Origin of the sequence: Coleofasciculus sp. C1-SOL-03, from assembly GCF_040220555.1 — a bacterium.
In the GTDB taxonomy this organism is placed as follows: Bacteria; Cyanobacteriota; Cyanobacteriia; order Cyanobacteriales; family Coleofasciculaceae; genus Coleofasciculus.
Window position 1 is genome coordinate 103,749 of sequence record NZ_JAVJUO010000171.1, and the last position, 17,154, is coordinate 120,902.

17 protein-coding genes are annotated in these 17,154 nt (G+C 44.4%); 7 read left to right on the forward strand and 10 right to left on the reverse strand.

Translation table 11 applies throughout. The features are described from left to right. Positions 1-58: 58 nt before the first annotated feature. Genes RIE73_RS27205 through RIE73_RS27215 form a run of 3 tightly spaced genes read right to left on the reverse strand, consistent with a single transcriptional unit; the run spans position 59 to position 1,601 of the window. Positions 59-520 carry a type II toxin-antitoxin system VapC family toxin gene (locus RIE73_RS27205; protein ID WP_446404143.1) on the reverse strand — a complete coding sequence of 154 codons (462 nt, stop codon included), beginning with the start codon at positions 518-520 and terminating at the stop codon, positions 59-61. Next, positions 501-743, reverse strand: coding sequence for a hypothetical protein (locus RIE73_RS27210; protein ID WP_446379755.1), 243 nt, complete (start codon positions 741-743; stop codon positions 501-503). The genes RIE73_RS27205 and RIE73_RS27210 overlap by 20 nt, the downstream gene beginning before the upstream one ends. Positions 744-788: 45 nt before the next feature. Continuing rightward, positions 789-1,601: an EI24 domain-containing protein gene (locus RIE73_RS27215; protein WP_446404144.1), complete on the reverse strand. Its 813-nt coding sequence runs from the start codon at positions 1,599-1,601 to the stop codon at positions 789-791. A gap of 36 nt (positions 1,602-1,637) precedes the next feature. On the opposite strand from RIE73_RS27215, the gene RIE73_RS27220 reads away from it, so the two are divergent. From RIE73_RS27220 to RIE73_RS27235, 4 genes are all read left to right on the forward strand, one after another. Next, positions 1,638-2,021: a hypothetical protein gene (locus RIE73_RS27220; RefSeq protein ID WP_446404145.1), complete on the forward strand. Its 384-nt coding sequence runs from the start codon at positions 1,638-1,640 to the stop codon at positions 2,019-2,021. A 574-nt stretch (positions 2,022-2,595) separates the two neighbouring features. Further along, positions 2,596-2,727, forward strand: coding sequence for a hypothetical protein (locus tag RIE73_RS27225; protein WP_446404146.1), 132 nt, complete (start codon positions 2,596-2,598; stop codon positions 2,725-2,727). Positions 2,728-2,876: 149 nt separating this feature from the next. Further along, positions 2,877-6,455, forward strand: a complete 3,579-nt coding sequence (metH, locus tag RIE73_RS27230; RefSeq protein WP_446404147.1) for a methionine synthase — start codon at positions 2,877-2,879, stop codon at positions 6,453-6,455. An 88-nt stretch (positions 6,456-6,543) separates the two neighbouring features. After that, positions 6,544-7,515, forward strand: a complete 972-nt coding sequence (locus RIE73_RS27235) for a radical SAM protein (protein WP_446404148.1) — start codon at positions 6,544-6,546, stop codon at positions 7,513-7,515. Here the strand turns inward: RIE73_RS27235 and argG are convergent. Genes argG through RIE73_RS27250 form a run of 3 tightly spaced genes read right to left on the reverse strand, consistent with a single transcriptional unit; the run spans position 7,512 to position 9,527 of the window. Beyond that, complete coding sequence (argG, locus tag RIE73_RS27240; RefSeq protein ID WP_446404149.1) at positions 7,512-8,756, reverse strand: argininosuccinate synthase; 1,245 nt, start codon at positions 8,754-8,756, stop codon at positions 7,512-7,514. The two genes, RIE73_RS27235 and argG, sit on opposite strands and share 4 nt — an antisense overlap. Positions 8,757-8,793: 37 nt before the next feature. Beyond that, complete coding sequence (locus RIE73_RS27245; RefSeq protein ID WP_446404150.1) at positions 8,794-9,285, reverse strand: DUF3368 domain-containing protein; 492 nt, start codon at positions 9,283-9,285, stop codon at positions 8,794-8,796. After that, positions 9,282-9,527 (reverse strand): UPF0175 family protein, encoded by a 246-nt coding sequence (locus RIE73_RS27250; RefSeq protein ID WP_446404151.1) that lies wholly within the window; start codon positions 9,525-9,527, stop codon positions 9,282-9,284. Before RIE73_RS27250 ends, RIE73_RS27245 begins: the two co-directional genes overlap by 4 nt. Positions 9,528-9,742: 215 nt before the next feature. Here RIE73_RS27250 and RIE73_RS27255 point away from each other — a divergent pair, with 215 nt between their 5' ends. After that, positions 9,743-10,036 (forward strand): hypothetical protein, encoded by a 294-nt coding sequence (locus RIE73_RS27255; RefSeq protein ID WP_446404152.1) that lies wholly within the window; start codon positions 9,743-9,745, stop codon positions 10,034-10,036. Between the two features lie 48 nt (positions 10,037-10,084). On the opposite strand, the gene RIE73_RS27260 is transcribed toward RIE73_RS27255, so the two are convergent. The 4 genes from RIE73_RS27260 to RIE73_RS27275 all read right to left on the reverse strand — a co-directional run bounded on the left by RIE73_RS27260 (position 10,085) and on the right by RIE73_RS27275 (position 15,180). Continuing rightward, positions 10,085-10,453, reverse strand: a complete 369-nt coding sequence (locus RIE73_RS27260; protein ID WP_446404153.1) for a hypothetical protein — start codon at positions 10,451-10,453, stop codon at positions 10,085-10,087. Positions 10,454-11,092: 639 nt separating this feature from the next. Continuing rightward, the gene (locus tag RIE73_RS27265; protein WP_446404154.1) at positions 11,093-12,550 is read right to left on the reverse strand and encodes a DUF1802 family protein; all 1,458 of its coding nucleotides are present in this window, start codon (positions 12,548-12,550) and stop codon (positions 11,093-11,095) included. Between the two features lie 10 nt (positions 12,551-12,560). Next, the gene (locus RIE73_RS27270) at positions 12,561-14,420 is read right to left on the reverse strand and encodes a hypothetical protein (RefSeq protein ID WP_446404155.1); all 1,860 of its coding nucleotides are present in this window, start codon (positions 14,418-14,420) and stop codon (positions 12,561-12,563) included. Positions 14,421-14,493: 73 nt separating this feature from the next. Beyond that, entirely contained in the window at positions 14,494-15,180 is a 687-nt protein-coding gene (locus RIE73_RS27275; RefSeq protein ID WP_446404156.1) for a hypothetical protein, read from the reverse strand. Between the two features lie 1,009 nt (positions 15,181-16,189). Here RIE73_RS27275 and RIE73_RS27280 point away from each other — a divergent pair. Both RIE73_RS27280 and RIE73_RS27285 read left to right on the forward strand, forming a co-directional pair. Next, a complete protein-coding gene (locus RIE73_RS27280) occupies positions 16,190-16,468 on the forward strand; it encodes a hypothetical protein (protein WP_446404157.1) in 279 nt (92 codons plus the stop codon). Beyond that, complete coding sequence (locus tag RIE73_RS27285) at positions 16,462-16,593, forward strand: type II toxin-antitoxin system PemK/MazF family toxin (protein ID WP_446404158.1); 132 nt, start codon at positions 16,462-16,464, stop codon at positions 16,591-16,593. Before RIE73_RS27280 ends, RIE73_RS27285 begins: the two co-directional genes overlap by 7 nt. The last annotated feature ends 561 nt before the right edge of the window (positions 16,594-17,154 follow it).

Below are 17,154 nucleotides of genomic sequence, written 5' to 3' on the forward strand. Positions count from 1 at the left end.
TAAATAGTCGGACACAATTCAAGTTAATGGTTGAGATAAGGGAACCCAACCGACAAAACTACCCTTCATCTCGAACTAATGGCAATACAGTGATCAATCCTGAAAAGCGGTTGAAATCAGCAACATTATGGGTCAATAGCTGATCAATTCCATAAACCAGCATTGTCGCCACAATATTGGCATCATGGACTTGCCGACCACCTATAGGAATTTCCTCCATCAACCTTAACAGCCGTTCTATCACTTGTGCGTTGTCTTCAGCGACACGAAAGTGGTCTTGAAAAAATCGCACTCGTGCAATCACAATTTCTACAGGTCGAGGATTGACAAAAGCTTGAGGGCGGGTGAGAGTTGTCAAATATTCTCGCAAAACTTGTCGGCTAATCCATAAATCGATTTCGGCTTCATAACGAGTTTGAATGGCTTCTAGTGCCGATTGGTGAAATAGAGATTCTTCAACATTAGCGTACACCAGAACATTGGTATCGAGAAATACCGCATTATCGACCCCATTCATCATACATATCCTCACGTCTTAGGGAAAGATTAGGAGACCAAGAACCGTAACTATCCACAGGAAAATTTAAAGGCGGGCGTTTCTTAGGAGTTTCTGATGCTTCTGGAACAATGGTCTGATCAAGTACCAACACAACCTGATACTCTCCGGCTGGAATATCGGGAGGGAGTTGTAGAGTGATTTTACCATCTGATGTGACATTGACGGTTGTTTCAAGTGTTCTCATGGTATATCTCCTGTCTATCGCCTTATTGTACATTTTACTCATAAATCAGACTGGGGGTAACTTAGGTAAGACGCGATCGCAAAAAAACAATGTCCCGGATGCGACACATAAAGGAATGGTAAAAAGATTCACCAAGGGTATCGTAATTAACGCCATACAGACTAAACTAAACCCCGCACTAGCAGGTAAACTCTTAAACACAATCCCTAACTTGTAGCGAAACCGTAAACGGCGACGTTCTAAGGGCGCGTCGAGAAAGTCCAGACAAGTTACGGTTGCGGTTAATATAATTCCGCCAATTGCGGCGGCTAAGGTGCCAATCCCTGGAAGAATATTCAACATTAGTAACAAGACACCGACGCCGATTCCCAATACCAGCTTCTTCAACTCAAATAAAATCGCTCGCCAAATATCCTGGATAAAGCCCACCTCTACCGTATGAATTTGACCCGTGCGGATTTCTTCTAACTGTTCCGAGAGTTGACCATACCACGGCGCACCTAGTAATACGCCAAATTGAACGAGCAAAAATCCCGTAATCAGCAGTAAGCCAATTACCAAGACTACATCCAGCAACCAATTGATCCCCGTCGCCAAGACACCCAGGAAACTCAGCCAAGGGGGAAGACTCGCGATCGCATTATTCAACCATTGCGATAAACTAAGCGTAACACTGTCAACCTGTTGCCAACCCAACACCAGTAATCCGGCATACAGAGCAATACCGATGAACACATTCACCAAAATTGGAGTAATCATGTATCCCCACAGACGTGGCGTGCGTCGGAAAACTGCCAACACGCGCAACGGGTAAGTGGCTCCCGTCACGAAACCAAATCCACTCAGTAGTCTTAACATCGTTGTTTGCTGAATTCCTCCCTCTTGACGTTCAGAATGAAACCCAAATTTAAAACAACTCAGGCGTGGGAACAAGCGGGACTATTAATGCAACCCGCGTTAATCCGTATCGTTGATCATATTCGCCAGCAGCTTGAACCAACCACCTGGAAAGCCACGTACAAGGATGTGCAGACACCGATACCGGGTCATGCGGTATGTTTAGAAAAGCCTGATCATTCGGTTTGTATTAACTTATGGGAGTTATGCTTTCAAGTTTGTTTTCAGGAGTACGCCCCCGTTCATGCTGAAGTAGAAAGTCAGGAGGTTGAGATTGATACTAGCCTAATTGATGAAGACGGTGAAGTAGATTGGCATTCTCTGGATATTAAGGCGCAAAAGGTGATTGAGCAAGTATTTGCTGAGTTTGCGGCGGTGTGATAACTTGCCCATGTCTAACGTTTGACGACAGAATGTGTGACGCTACCTTTGGAAACGCGACACGAACGCTAACAAACCCAACCTAAACTCCTCAAAAAAAATCACCAGTAATGGCGTGGCACAGCTAAAATGATGGAATAGATTTTACCATTGAATCGGGCGCACGCCATGCGCCCCTACGGTTTCCGGGCGTAATTCTAATTCATCAAATAAGGTGTGCCACGCCAGTAGGGTGGGTTAGGCGGTTATACCATTTTAATTGTTACCCTTTAATTTGATATCCGCCGTAACCCACCAATCACAAAATTACTGGATGGATCTAGCTAAAATTGTGGGATAAATTTTACGATTGAATCGGGCGCACGTCAGTGGTAAAAGTGTGAATCCGTGTCAACTTAAGCTAAAAACCCCTCACCCCCAGCCCCTCTCCCACTCTGGGGAGAGGGGAGCAAGAAAGGTGTTATGCAGCTATAGCTTACGACTACGCCAATAAAGAATTGCTCGATGTGGAATTTGCCGCTTATGATCAAGAATGCGATCGCCTCGAAGCAGACTATTTAGCTCGAAGGCGATCATGAGTCAGATTGGTTTCTATCTGGATGAAGACACCATTAACGCGGCGTTGGTCAAAGCTTTGCGGAATGCTAATCTAAATGTTGTCACAGTTGCAGATGTTGGCAGATGTTCACGAGCTTTTAGTCTGTAGAGGCAAGGTAGAGTAGGAATGGGGTCTAATCGTGCGATCGCGCCCCCTCACCCCATCACCCCATCGCCCCCTCACTCCCTTACCCCAGGTTGTGCGTGGTCATACATTGCACCTACACTAATATCTATATCCAGATTGCCCAGACCGTTATGAACAGTCCCTTCCTAACTCGCCTTCATAGTCCCCAACGCCCGGTTCTCGTCTTCGACGGTGCCATGGGAACCAACTTGCAAACCCAAAACCTCACCGCCGCCGATTTTGGTGGGGCGAAATATGAAGGATGTAATGAGTATCTGGTTCACACCAAACCGGAAGCCGTGGCGACGGTACATCGTCGTTTCCTGGAAGCCGGGGCGGATGTGATTGAGACGGATACCTTTGGGGGGGCGTCGATTGTTCTGGCAGAATATGATTTAGCCGATCAAGCCTATTCCCTGAATAAAGCCGCAGCTGAACTCGCTAAAAAGGTGGCAGCAGAATTCTCCACACCCGAAAAACCCCGATTTGTCGCGGGTTCCATCGGACCAACAACCAAACTCCCCACACTGGGGCATATTGATTTTGACACAATCAAAGCCGCCTTTGCTGAACAAGCAGAAGGACTCTACGACGGCGGTGTCGATTTAATCATTATCGAAACCTGTCAGGATGTGCTGCAAATTAAAGCCGCACTGAATGGGGTGGAGGAGGTGTTTCGGAAAAAAGGGGAACGCCGCCCGATTATGGTATCGGTAACTGTGGAAGTTCAGGGAACGATGCTGGTGGGAACCGAAATTGGTGCAGCCTTGGCGATTTTGGAACGTTATCCCATCGATATTCTCGGTCTCAACTGCGCCACGGGACCCGATCGCATGAAGGATCATATCAAGTATTTGTCCCAGCATTCGCCGTTTGTGGTGTCCTGTATCCCGAATGCAGGATTACCGGAAAATGTGGGGGGGAAAGCCCATTATAAATTGACGCCGATGGAACTAAGAATGGCGTTAATGCATTTTATCGAAGACTTGGGTGTACAGGTAATTGGCGGCTGTTGCGGTACTCGCCCGGAACATATTCAACAATTAGCCGAAATTGCCCAAACCCTGACGCCAAAAGAACGTCATCCCGAATATGAACCCGCCGCCGCGTCGATTTATTCCACCCAACCCTACGAACAAGAGAACTCATTCCTAATTGTCGGTGAACGGTTAAATGCCAGTGGGTCGAAAAAATGCCGTACTTTATTAAATGAAGAAGACTGGGATGGATTAGTGTCCTTAGCTAGGGCGCAGGTAAAGGAAGGCGCCCATGTCCTCGATGTGAATGTGGACTATGTGGGGCGGGATGGCGAACATGATATGCATGAATTGGTCTCCCGTTTAGTCACCAATGTTACCTTACCCCTAGTGCTGGACTCCACAGAATGGCAAAAGATGGAGGCGGGGTTAAAAGTCGCCGGAGGGAAATGTATCCTCAATTCCACCAACTATGAGGATGGGGAGGAACGGTTCCTGAAAGTCTTAGACTTAGCGAAACAGTATGGCGCGGGTGTGATTGTCGGGACAATTGACGAAGAGGGGATGGCGCGAACCGCTGACCGAAAATTCGCGATCGCGCAACGGGCGTATCATCAAGCCATAGACTATGGACTTCCCGCCCATGAAATCTTTTTTGACCCCCTGGCTTTACCGATTTCGACGGGGATTGAAGAAGACAGAAGCAATGGGAAAGCGACGATTGAATCCATCCGCCGGATGCGGGAAGAATTACCCGGATGTCATATTATTCTCGGTGTTTCTAATATCTCCTTTGGACTGAATCCCGCTGCGAGGGTGGTGCTGAACTCCATGTTCCTCCATGAAGCGATGGCGGTGGGGTTAGATGCGGCAATTGTTAGCGCCAGTAAGATTTTACCCCTAGCCAAAATTGAACCCGATCATCAAGAGATTTGCCGGAAACTGATTTATGATCAACGGGAGTTTGATGGCGACATTTGCACTTATGATCCGTTAGGGGAGATTACGCAGCTATTTGAAGGCAAAACCACGAAGCGCGATCGCACGGTGGATGAAAATCTGCCAATTGAAGAACGCCTCAAGCGCCACATCATCGACGGGGAACGGATTGGCTTGAATGAAAGTCTGGAAAAAGCCTTAGAAACCTACGAACCCTTAGACATTATCAATACCTTCCTCTTAGATGGAATGAAAGTCGTCGGGGAACTCTTCGGTTCCGGACAAATGCAACTTCCCTTTGTCTTACAATCCGCCGAAACCATGAAAGCAGCGGTAGCATATTTAGAACCGTATATGGAAAAAGAAGACGGGGAAAATAATGCCAAGGGAATCATGGTAATTGCTACGGTGAAAGGGGATGTTCACGATATTGGTAAAAACCTGGTGGATATCATCCTCACCAATAATGGCTATAAGGTGGTGAATCTGGGAATTAAGCAGCCCGTAGACAATATTATCGAGGCGTACAAAGAACATAATGCCGATTGTATTGCCATGAGTGGACTCTTGGTCAAATCTACGGCATTTATGAAAGATAACCTGGAGACGTTTAACGAAAAGGGAATCACGGTTCCGGTTATTTTAGGCGGTGCAGCATTGACGCCCAAGTTTGTCTATCAGGATTGTCAGTCGGCTTATAAAGGGAAAGTCGTGTATGGCAAAGATGCGTTTTCCGACTTACACTTCATGGATAAACTCATGCCCGCCAAAGCCGCCGAAGAGTGGGATGATTTAAAAGGCTTCTTAGATGAAGTGGATGACAGTCCCAATGGCAGCAATCAACCCTCAGAAAACGGCAAATCTGATCAGAAGCAAGAGAAGCCGCAGTCATCCGCCAAGCAATCGGTTCCAGAGGTAGAAGATACCCGCCGTTCTGAACATATCACCTTAGATCTTAATCGCCCAACCCCACCCTTCTGGGGAACTCGGATTCTGCAACCGGACGAGATTCCCATCGATGAGGTATTTTGGTATCTAGACTTACAGGCGCTAATTGCTGGACAATGGCAATTCCGCAAACAAAAAGACCAATCCCGTGAGGAGTATAATCAGTTTCTGGAAGAAACTGTTCATCCGATTCTCGACGACTGGAAACAGCGGGTTGTAGCAGAGAACTTGTTGCATCCGCAAATCATTTATGGTTATTTCCCTTGTCAATCGGAAGGAAACTCGCTGCATCTGTTTGATCCAGAGATGATGAATCAAGACGGTGAGAAGCATCCAGAGAAATGGGAACCGATTGCCACATTTAAGTTCCCGCGCCAAAAATCGGGACGACGGCTATGTATTGCCGATTTCTTTGCACCGAAAGACTCCGGAATTATCGATGTCTTCCCGATGCAGGCGGTAACGGTAGGGGAAGTGGCGACTCAACACGCCAAGCAGCTATTTGAATCGGATCAGTATACCGATTATCTCTACTATCACGGTTTCGCCGTGCAAATGGCAGAAGCGTTAGCTGAATGGACACACGCCCGGATTCGCCGGGAGTTAGGATTGGCGAGTGAGGAACCCGATACAATTCGGGATGTCTTAGCGCAACGGTATCAAGGTTCACGATACAGCTTCGGCTATCCCGCTTGTCCGAATATCCAGGATCAGTACAAGCAACTGGAGTTACTGGCGTGCGATCGCATCAACCTATATATGGATGAAAGTGAACAACTATATCCCGAACAATCGACAACCGCGATCGTTACTTATCACCCTGTAGCGAAATATTTCAGCGCTTAACGTCTCGGCAGTTTACCTGAAACAGCCACGTTTATCTTGATGCAGTAAATCGGAGACAAAAACTAATAACTAAATACAATCAATGAGCATGAGCAAGTATCGTACAGCCAAATATCTAAAGTCTTTATATCGTGAGTATGGTCCATCCAAACCAATGGGAATGTCTCTATCAGATCGATCTAAACCTCACTACTTTCTACACAGAAATTTTTTGGGAGAACAGGATTTAGCGATACTGTTCAATACAAAGCGATGTCGATATCAATGTAAGTTTTGCGCCTTACCCTTTAAGTCTTCGAGTGATTGGGTATCCACTGAAGATATTCTATCTCAATACTTATATGTACTTCAGCAAGTAAAGCATTCGCTCAGTGTACTAGAGCGAATAACTATTGCTAATGAAGGATCAGTATTTGATGTCGAAACCTTTGCTCCTGAAGCCTTAGCGGATATTGTACGTTCTACTAAAATTCTCACGAGAGTTCGTAAGCTAGTGTTTGAAACAAGACTGGAATTTATTGATATTGCTCGTTTAAGAGAAGTAAAGAAAATAAGTGATAAACAGGTAGATATATTGACAGGGTTTGAAACCCACGATGAACATATTCGAGATAACATTCTCGGCAAACGCGAGCCACTAGATTCTTTTTTATTGGGACTTGATAAAGTTGCAGACACAGAATCAGAATTAACCACATATATTTTGTTCAAACCTAGTCCATATATGACAGACAGCGAAGCTATGATTGAGGCTGAAAATTCAATAGATTATGTAACAACTCAGTGTCATAAGAGAGCAATACCAGTTAGTATTCGGTTAAACCCAATGTATGTTTCAAAGCAAACCCCTTGGGCTAAGTTAGCCGAATCGAACAGCTATAAACCTCCTCGTCTTTCAGATGTATTAGAGCTAGCTCAGGAGAAAAGGAGGGAAGGAGTAAAAATTTATATTGGTCTTACATCAGAAGGTTTGGCAGATACCAGTGGAACTTACAAGGGGAGAGAAGACTTTTCGTTCAAGCTACTCAACCAAGCATTACAGTTTAACTCTAAATTTTAAAAAGGGTCGCTAACCTGACCCTTGATAGCCAGTTCATAAGCACTTATCTCCAAAATCCGAAGCATTGCTTCTGAATCTTCATGGTTATAATTACCAACCTTTTCTAAAGAAGAGTTATCGGCTGAGTATAATGAATGAGATATCTCTCGAGCTGAGACAAATTCAATATTTCCCTTGTAGAGACATACTTTGATTCTCCCTGTTACTAGCTCTGCTGTCCTTCTTATAGCACGAAATGCCATTTGCGTCGTCAAATCGAGCCAATAACCTCGGTAGATTTGTTTAGATATGATGTTAGATAAAAATTCAAAAAGCTCATAGGAAGATCTATCTAAAACAAGCTGCAATATCATTCTATAACAAGTTCCTAGCAACTCCATTCCAGGACTCTCATATATTTCCCTAGATTTAATTCCAACAATACGGTTTTCAATTAAATTAATACCAATTCCGATGCCATGCTTTCCAGCTATTATATTAGTATGTACAATGGCTTCCAATGTACTAACTTGAGCGCCGTTGATTTCAACAGGGAAACCTTTTTCAAAGTAGACTTCAAAGTCTTCGGCTTCATCCGGAGCTTCAAAAGGATAACAACCCATTACTGGATCAATATAGTGAGTACGTGTCTCTAAAGATTCGATTACACTAGGAGCATGAGCAATTCCGAGTAGATTTGCGTCGCTAGAATAAGAAACCTCTTTAACAGTATTTATAGGCAGATTTTTCTCTCGACAAAATTTGAGCATTTCATGTCGTCCGCCAAAGCGTTTTAAGAATACTTCATCCCGCCAAGGAGCATAAACTTTAAAGCTAGGAGCTAGCATTTTAGTGAGAATTTGAAACCGTACCTGGCAATTTCCTCTTCCTGTCGCACCGTGGCTGAAAATGTCTAAGCCTAGCCTTTTCATCTCAGCCACTACAGCCTTAACCAGAACATATCTTGCTGCTCCAGTAGTGTTCCAGTATCGTCCTTCATAATTGGCTTGAGCTTGTATGATATAAATCCCCACTTTTGCAAGCTCTTCTTGCAAAGGTAAAACAACAACCTCTGATGCTCCACAAGATTCCATCCGATGTCTAATAACTTTGATGTCAGGTTCATCAGGTTGTCCCAAGTCTGCACTAAAACAAATAACCTTTATACCTTCATCTGTTAACCAGCGCATTATTGTACAACTGTCAAGCCCTCCAGAACCGACAAATGCTACTGTTTGTTCCTTCAGTTCACTAAGTTTCATATATGACTTTCCAAGTTTCAATTGCATTTGTTGTACTTTACCATGACTCACCAACCGCTTGCAAAACCTCTGTATAAAGCTGTTCCTCAACCCAGAAACCGACTCGATCAATTAGAGCATCAAGCAACGGTTTTACCTCTTGAATTAAATTGTTCCGTTTAGCAGCAATGAGAATTCCTAAGACACCTGTGACTTGTAGCCCAACTCGCATTGCAGCACCTCTACCGAGTCGTTCATCCATGAGCAGCCGATCAGCATTTAACTCGACAGCCAAAGCGATCGCCTCAGCCTCACCCGGATCGAGTTCAGTTCTTAACCTGTTGACAAATGCTTGATCGGTTGCTGATTGAGTTTTTACCCAGGTTAAGGTTGGTACAATGCTGGCACTAGCATCAGTATTACCCACATTAGTTATTTCGTTAAAAACTGTCGTGGGAATCACGACTTCATTGTAGAGTTGACGCAGCAAATCAAGTTGACCAATAGTAGAAAGATAAAAAATAGGCGAGGTATTACTGACAACAATCATCGCCAGTCGTTTGCCTCCAAAGTTCTCAAATCTTGCCTAAAGTCCTCAACACCATAATGAATCGGAATTTGGCGGCGACCTAAAATTCGCTGAAATTCGAGTTGATTCATCCCCACAAATTGACTCGCTGTACCCAGCGTAATCTTTTCCTGCCGAAAGAGCAAGATAGCAATTTCTAACTTAAGATCCGCTTCAGATATATGTGCCACTTGCAGAAAATCATCGGGAATCACTAAACTCATTGATTCACTCTCCTCGCCTCTATGTTAGTATGGGTTGAGAACGTGATAGATAGGATACTTAACCTAATCTTATTCCGGCAACCGAACTTTGCGATCGCCAGCACTGCTCTATCTAGATTTTAGAGGATTGTGATTACGTTAGTGGCTCGCATCCACCCCCACAAGTGACTTTTGCCTTTTGCTATCCTTGGGAGATGGAGTCAATGCGTTAAAACATGGTACAACAACAAGCCATTACTGATGCAATTAAAACCTTAGCCGATGTAGAAAATCGCTTTCATCTCCGGCGCACAGAAGATGAGCGATTTTTCACCGAATGGTATGAGGATTTGCCAGAGATTAACGATGTGGAACAAGAATCCCTGGATTTAATTCGACGCCGATACCTTTATCATCTAACCGATGGACATCTCACTGAAGGAACGGTAACGCTGTTGCTGGGTTCGCCGTTATTAGAAAAATATTTTTCGAGGATGCTTAAGCAGAATCTTCTCCCATCAGGGGGTTGAAACTGTTCCCTGTTCCCTGTTCCCTGTTCCCGCCTCTCACCATGCTGCTTATTCAGAAATACCAAAAATCTCCGCCAGTTGGGGTAATAGCCGCGTACTCTCTTCCAGAAAGTCATGGGCGTTGGGTAATTCGGCAATCATCCCGCGTAAAATTCTAATGGCAGTTTGGGCTTGTTCCTGTTTCTGTGGCGCTTGGGGATTCTTCCCGGCTTCGGCGAGTCTCTTCACCTGTTCTAAGGCTTGGGCTTTGTCTTGGGGCGATAAGTTATCCTCCGCCTCAATAATACGCTGCAATTGTCTCAGGAGTTCTTTGGTTCCTGTAAGCTGCGTCTGTGTGGCTGTGGGGAGTTGGTTAATCGCGTTGGTGGCGTCAGTGGCGATCGCATCCAGATTGTGCGTTTGGGAATTCTCTAGCATGATCATCTCCTTGAGTCGGGTTTAAGTTGAATGGCACTGACTTTAGAGTTTGTAGTCAGCGCTGTCTTCGCTTCTGGCACGCTTCGTGCCTACTACGAAACCAGCTTAAGTCAGCGACATTCGGTTTAAGTTCAGGTTACCGAAGGCGTGATTCTGGCACATCTCCCTATGGTTCAGCTAAAATTGTGGAATAGATTTGACCATTGAATCGGGCGCATGCCATGCGCCCCTACGGTTTCCGGGCGTGATTCTAATTCATCAAATAAGGTGTGCCACGCCACTACTGGCTTGACACAGCTAAAATAGGGTTTTGTTTGTAGTAAGCACAAAGAGCGCTATAACGCTTAGCTGGAGAGGGCTGAAGCCCTCACTACGAACCAAATTCTAATCCATCAATTAAGGTGTGCCACGCCACTACTGGACTGACATAGCTAAAATTGTGGATTAGATGTGACCATTGAATCGGGCGCAAAGCTTTGCGCCCCTACTGTTTTGCGGCTAATGGTTAATATCATGTCCGACAAACAGCTATTATTCCCTTGTGCCTTGCAAGCTTTCTCCTTACCTTCTGCCATCTGCCTTCGGATTTCTGCCTTCTTGTACTAGGTGTGTCGCGCCACTACATAAGATTTTTTGATCTTAATGAATTTGGGGTAAATCGCGCAAGAAATAGAAGCGATCGCGGTTCAATTCATTACCCTTACTTCGCCCTAAGTAACCAGTTAACGGCGAGGATAGTTCAATGAGAATATCACGCAATTCATTCGGCATTAAGGGTTTGGGGGGACTCGAACCGATATACGCGCCATAAATCGCATCAACTCCCACTTCGCCTAACCCGGCATTTTCCTGGAAGGATTTAACGGATTGGACAATGTGCGATCGCACGGCGATGTCTTGACGCACTTCTACCAGGTATTGCTCTATTTTATCATCGGCTAACCCATAAGCATCTTGCAAGCAGGCTTTGAGTTTCAGTAAATCGATAGCACCCTTATGCTGGGCTTGCAATTCTACGAGATGTTGAAGAGTTTCTGGACGAATCACGCTTATTTTATTTCCCTGTGCTGTTTTTACAGCAGGTTTGGTCAGTTCACCCGCTGCTACGATTAATTTAAGACAATCATCAAAGTGGTTTTGCAAATGTTTATACCCCAATTTAATCAGTTGAGCGGGTGTTCCATCGGGGACTTTTTCACTCTTCGTTGATTTACACTCTCCGACAACCGGATAGGGCATTTCACAATAAAAATCTAAACCGCCCGCCCCTCCAGTTGCTTCAGGGTCAAGGCTAATTTGGGGATTTGTGCTAGAGTTGGTAAATCCTAGCTTCAGTAAGCTTTTTCGCACCAGTTTTTCAAATTGATGACCATCGCTAGAGTTACCGACATCGGCGATTGTTTTAATCCAGATGAAATCAGAGTCAAATCTTCCAATTGATTGGCTACTCCATCCCAAGAATTGCTTGATATCTTGGTCGAGTTCTTTCGCGGCTAGATTATAGTTTGATAATGACGCGATCGCACTCTGTAATTCCTCTAATTCTGGATACGGCGGCGGCTGTCGTTTTTCCATCTGGTGACAGCGTTGTTCAAAGCATGTCTGACTCAAAACAGGTGTATTTTGAGTCACGGTTAAAGGTTGGGGAAGCGGAATAAATCGGGGACTCGGATGGACAGGAATTTCAATGGGTTGCGGGAGTCGATAAACCCGCAGGTAGGCTAAAAAAATATGACCTCGTTTGACACGAGTTTGCTCTAATCCGGCTTTTGTCCATACGGTTAGCTGGGATAAGAAATCCAGGGATTCGGAATCATCCAAGACTTGACACCGTTCGCATTTTGCCCAGGCTTTAATTTGAACCGTCTCCGAACCGAGTTCAGCCAGACTTTTTTGGGCGGTGGGGATGAAGTTAGAGCGATAATATTGTTCGATAGGCAGAGCGTTAGTAGATGTATCTGAGGGATAGAGAGCAAATTGTCGTCCCGGATTCAAGAATATTCGAGGAATAGCGGCTATCATTCGCCCTTCGATTAAGGCTTCGATATCGGGGGTGGGTAGACAAAATGCAGTTTGAAGTAAAACCTGCTGGTTCATTTTTATAAAGTTATACGTTTAATTCGATGTTATCTTCTACATCAGCAACAGTTTGAGGAACTCTCATTGGCAAATCATCATCCGTTAGATTATCAGGTTCTTGACCCGACGGATCACTTAAAATTTCTCGAATGAGTGCGTTATCAATGGCTAATTGCTTCTGCTTGATAAAATCAAATATTTGATCTTCGCTGAGTTCATAACTTTCCCGATTTTCATGGACGAATAGAATAGCCAGAAGTGGAGTTATATCTTTAGCTTGCAAAAGCACCCATTCTCCGCCTTTCTCTTGCAAAAGCTTCCTGACATTATTTTGAGCTAATCTCGCTCCAGAGTTAATTTTCTTAGAACGAACTAAGCAACCGCGAGTTAAGTCAAATTTTTTATAATCAATTAGCCGCTTTAAGGCAGCCCCCTGATATTTACCTCCAGATTGCTCTAGAACAGCTACTCCAATTTTAACCTCTTGCCCATTTTCTGTACCGACGATTTTGAAGTCAATGTATCCTTGATCCGTTTTGCTACATTGAATTTCTTCTACTCTATCAATAGTTACTCCCTCTACTGTTTGTTGTATGAGAGTTGAGCAAGCTAATTTTAAAGCCTCAGCAATTTCATCGTTTTTTTCTTCTGACAAGATATCTATATTTCGCTGAATATCATCTAATTGTGTTTGATAACACAGCTCAACGATATTTTTGGTTTCGCCATTTTCTGAAAGCTTAAAGTTTTCTGCACACCACCGAATCACTGCCCTTACCGTAGGTTTTTGCTTGCCAAGCTCCCTTAATTTGTTTTCCTCAAATGGATAAATCGGATCAGGTGGTGTTTGTTGATTTTCACTATAGAATTCTTTGAGCCAATAAGAAACAAGTTCAACGACCTTATCTGAGTTTAAATAGTCAAGTTTTAGCGGTTGCATATTTGCCCTTTCACTAGCCAAACGAGCCATTACCGCCTCAGCTTGAGGTAAACTTCTAACTTGATAACTCCAGGTGTCAGCATACATGGCTAGCAAGAAAGCACCCCGTTTGAGAGTGTTATACAAATCCTTGACCAAACTGGCAACAAGTTGGGCGACGGTAAAGCCATTGTCATCAACTGCTAAAAGATCTAATTCATCAAAGCAAATCACGGGTACTCGATAATCACTGGTGATGTCGAGAATCTGGCGAGCATTATTTAATGCGTCGGCTTCTCTGTCTTCTCCTTTAGGATTGGGTAGCCCCATTGTCTCAGCTTGTATCTGACTTAACTCGCCACCAGAAAGCCAGTGAATGGCATATCGAGCATGAGCAGAAGAAAGCGTCCACAAAATTGCTGTTACGATATAAGGATTATCAATATCTGGTTTAACCTGAAGAACCAGATTGGTGAGCATTTCGACAGTTTTATTTGAGTATTTGCTCAACCACTTGGGGAAATTTGCAATATATTGCTGAGGAGTGTAATTCCAGCTTTTGGCTTCATTAATCAAAGCAGCCGCCAATTCTTGCCACTGCATGACCCCTTGGCTACCAAAGGCTTTAAGGCTAGTCGCTACATTTTGGTTAAATAGAGTATTGATCTTATTTAAGTTGTCATATTTATTCATGTATATAAACAACGCATCACTATTAGCTTGGTAGTGATGGCGAATCCGACTGATAATATGGCTTTTGCCTAACCCTTTTTCAGCCGTAATTGTAATTCCTACAGTTTGACGTTCCCCTTCACGCACTTTAGCAACCGCCTCAAACACTGCATCAGATGCATGAGCGTTTATTGAGGGAACATCAGGAAAGCTTTTTCCCCAGATCTGTAGTGGTGTAACTACAGTATGTCCAGCAAAGGGGTTTTTATTTCTGATTAATTCTTCAATGGAAGACATGAACCTAGTCCTTGTTGTGTGATGTGAAGTGAATAAGTAGTACATCCAATATGAGACAGAAAGACTGTAAAAGTTATGATGTTAAACGTCGGGCATAGCAGCGTAATCCATCCAATTCGGTTGTAATCGAATCTTCAATCTTGTCCGGTGCGCTATCTTCTACGCTGCCACCTTGAAGCTGTAAGATATCGTTAGCCTGCATTTCCAGCATCCAGTCGTTGAACTGGGAACGAGAGACGCGATCGCCAATGGTTCGCCGTATCCGATATATCGGTACTAAGTCATCTAAGTTATAGTCGCGGTTTAGCTGATCATAGACATCCAGCGCCACCTGCTTAAACTGATCATAAGACGCGATCGCACTCTCCCCAGTCTTCTGTGCTGCAACCGCCCCATCACCAACAGTACCCGCCGACATAGCTTGTTCTCGAATCCATTTGAGTAACGCATTCGCGGTTCTTGCGCCAATCTGACTCTCAAACTCAAACGCCTCACTCTTCAGCCCCGCTTCCAGCATCTGCAATCCCTTGGGCTGTACTAGAGATACCTTATACCGAGAACGCGCGATCGCACCATCCTCTTCTAACTGCTGATAACTATCCTGATAATCGGCGGCTGTCTCTTTCTTGCGTTTGAGTCGTTTCGTCAGTTCACCCTTGCTAACATCCGAACCCCCCATATCCCACAAGTAAAGCAGTAGGCGGACTTGTTTCGCCTTCGCCTCAGCATCATTCGACATCGTTGTTACCCTATCCGTCATGGAAATTTCTGAGTCTAAAGAATGAACTTTTGTAAAAATACTCCCTGCTATACTAACCCTATCCTCTAGCTACTTGCCAGTTCAGTGGAGAGCGCTCACTCCTTACCCTATCTCCTCGTTATGGGCTTTTGTGTTTCTTACCGATTTTCCCCACACCCCACACCCGGTTCCCCACACCCTGCCTACCTTTGCCTACCTTTGACGTGAGCTTGTCACCCCTTCAGAAAACCCACCCTCACCCCACAAATTATGTGTTCTGCACATAGTCTCTAAGTATTTTCACTTAATCCAGACACTCAACCGTTCAACTTGATCCTGTTTTCAACTTGTCCCGGATGATCGCCGGAGCATCAATCGTTGCCCATAATCGTAACCTAACTTAATATTTCGGGGGATGAATGTTAACTTATATATCATTCCCTTGTCTTTCAACTTGAGAGTGGTAAAGTAAAAGTATGAAGCAAATAAAGCTTCATTGGACAGATACACGCAGCAACGTTTAGATTCAAATCAAGAGGTAAAAACGCTGGCTAAATCAATCAATCTGTCTTCTCTAAAAACAACAGCAGCAAACCATTTAGACGCTGATATTTCCTAAGCTAGTTAATGGGGAGCAAGGCAACTGAAAGTTGAATTCAGTGCAACTCCAGATAGAATTACCAAAGAAGGAAATCACTCAGCAAGTCGATCGGACGTGCTGCTGTTGTTTTAGCATTTTCAGCCAAATTAATAGGAGAGGGCGACCCGACCCAATTAAATGGATTGGAAATTGTTAATTGATGCAAGCGGGTCGCCCCTACAGGTGGTTAATCCGGCATTTCTAACCAAGAACGTTTCTAACCAAGAACGCGATCGCACTTCTCGGAACCTCCACCTAGAGCGTCGATCCAGTAATAGCCGTTCGGTTGTAGGGTGCGTTCCTGGAAGCGATTTCTACTGCTCTATCGATCGCCGATTGGGAACGCACCAAGCTTATGGCTCGATGAATTACTCAGCTATACTTTGAGTAGTGACCTCGACTCATCCCTCCATGACTGATTCGCCAACCAATCTTCCCATCCGACGAGACTTGATAGACGAAACCCAAGCTCTGGCTAAAGAGCTAAATATGTCTTGGAGTCGGCTGATCACCCTGGCTCTGAGTGAATTTCTGCGTCGATACCGTGAACGAAAGGAACTGCTAGAACAGGTCAATGTGGCTTACTCCGATGGACTTGACGAAGAGGAAACGCAACTTCTACAAGCAATGCGCTCAACTCATCGTCGTGTCGTCGAAACAGAATGGTAGTTAAACAAGGTGATATCTATTGGGTGGATTTAGGAGATCCGGTTGGCTCAGCTCCTGGCTTTCTCCATCCTCATGTGGTGATCCAAAATGATGCTTTTAACCAATTTTGCATTTTGTCAATATAAATATACCTGGTAGGGGCGACCCGCTTGCATTAATTAACAATCGTAGTCCACTCAATTTACTCGGGTCGCCCTCTCCTCTCAGCTCGGATGTCAGCAAGTGTTTCAGGAAGGGAGAAACCGCGATCGCAAGGAAGCTCTCCTCTTATCCTAGATGGAGTTCAAGGATATCCGAATCGGGAAAGCATTTATCAAACTTCACATTTTCCTCCATAAAAGTAAACTTACGTATCATTCCCTTGTCCTTTCAGTCAAAGGTGCTAAAGTAGAACTATGAAGCAAATAAAGCTTCACCGGACAGATACACGCAGCAACGTTTAGATTCAAAAGAAGAGGTAAAAACGCTGGCTAAATTAATCAATCTGTCTCATCTAAAAACAGCAGCAGCAAACCATTTAAACGCTGATATTTCCTAAGCTAGTCAATGGGGAGCAAGGCAACTGAAAGTTGAATTCAGTGCAACTCCACAAAGAATCATCAAGAACAGGAAATCACTCGGCTAGTAGAACTGAAATGCTGCTGTTGTTTTAGCATTTCCAGCTAAATGAATAGGAAAGGGCGACC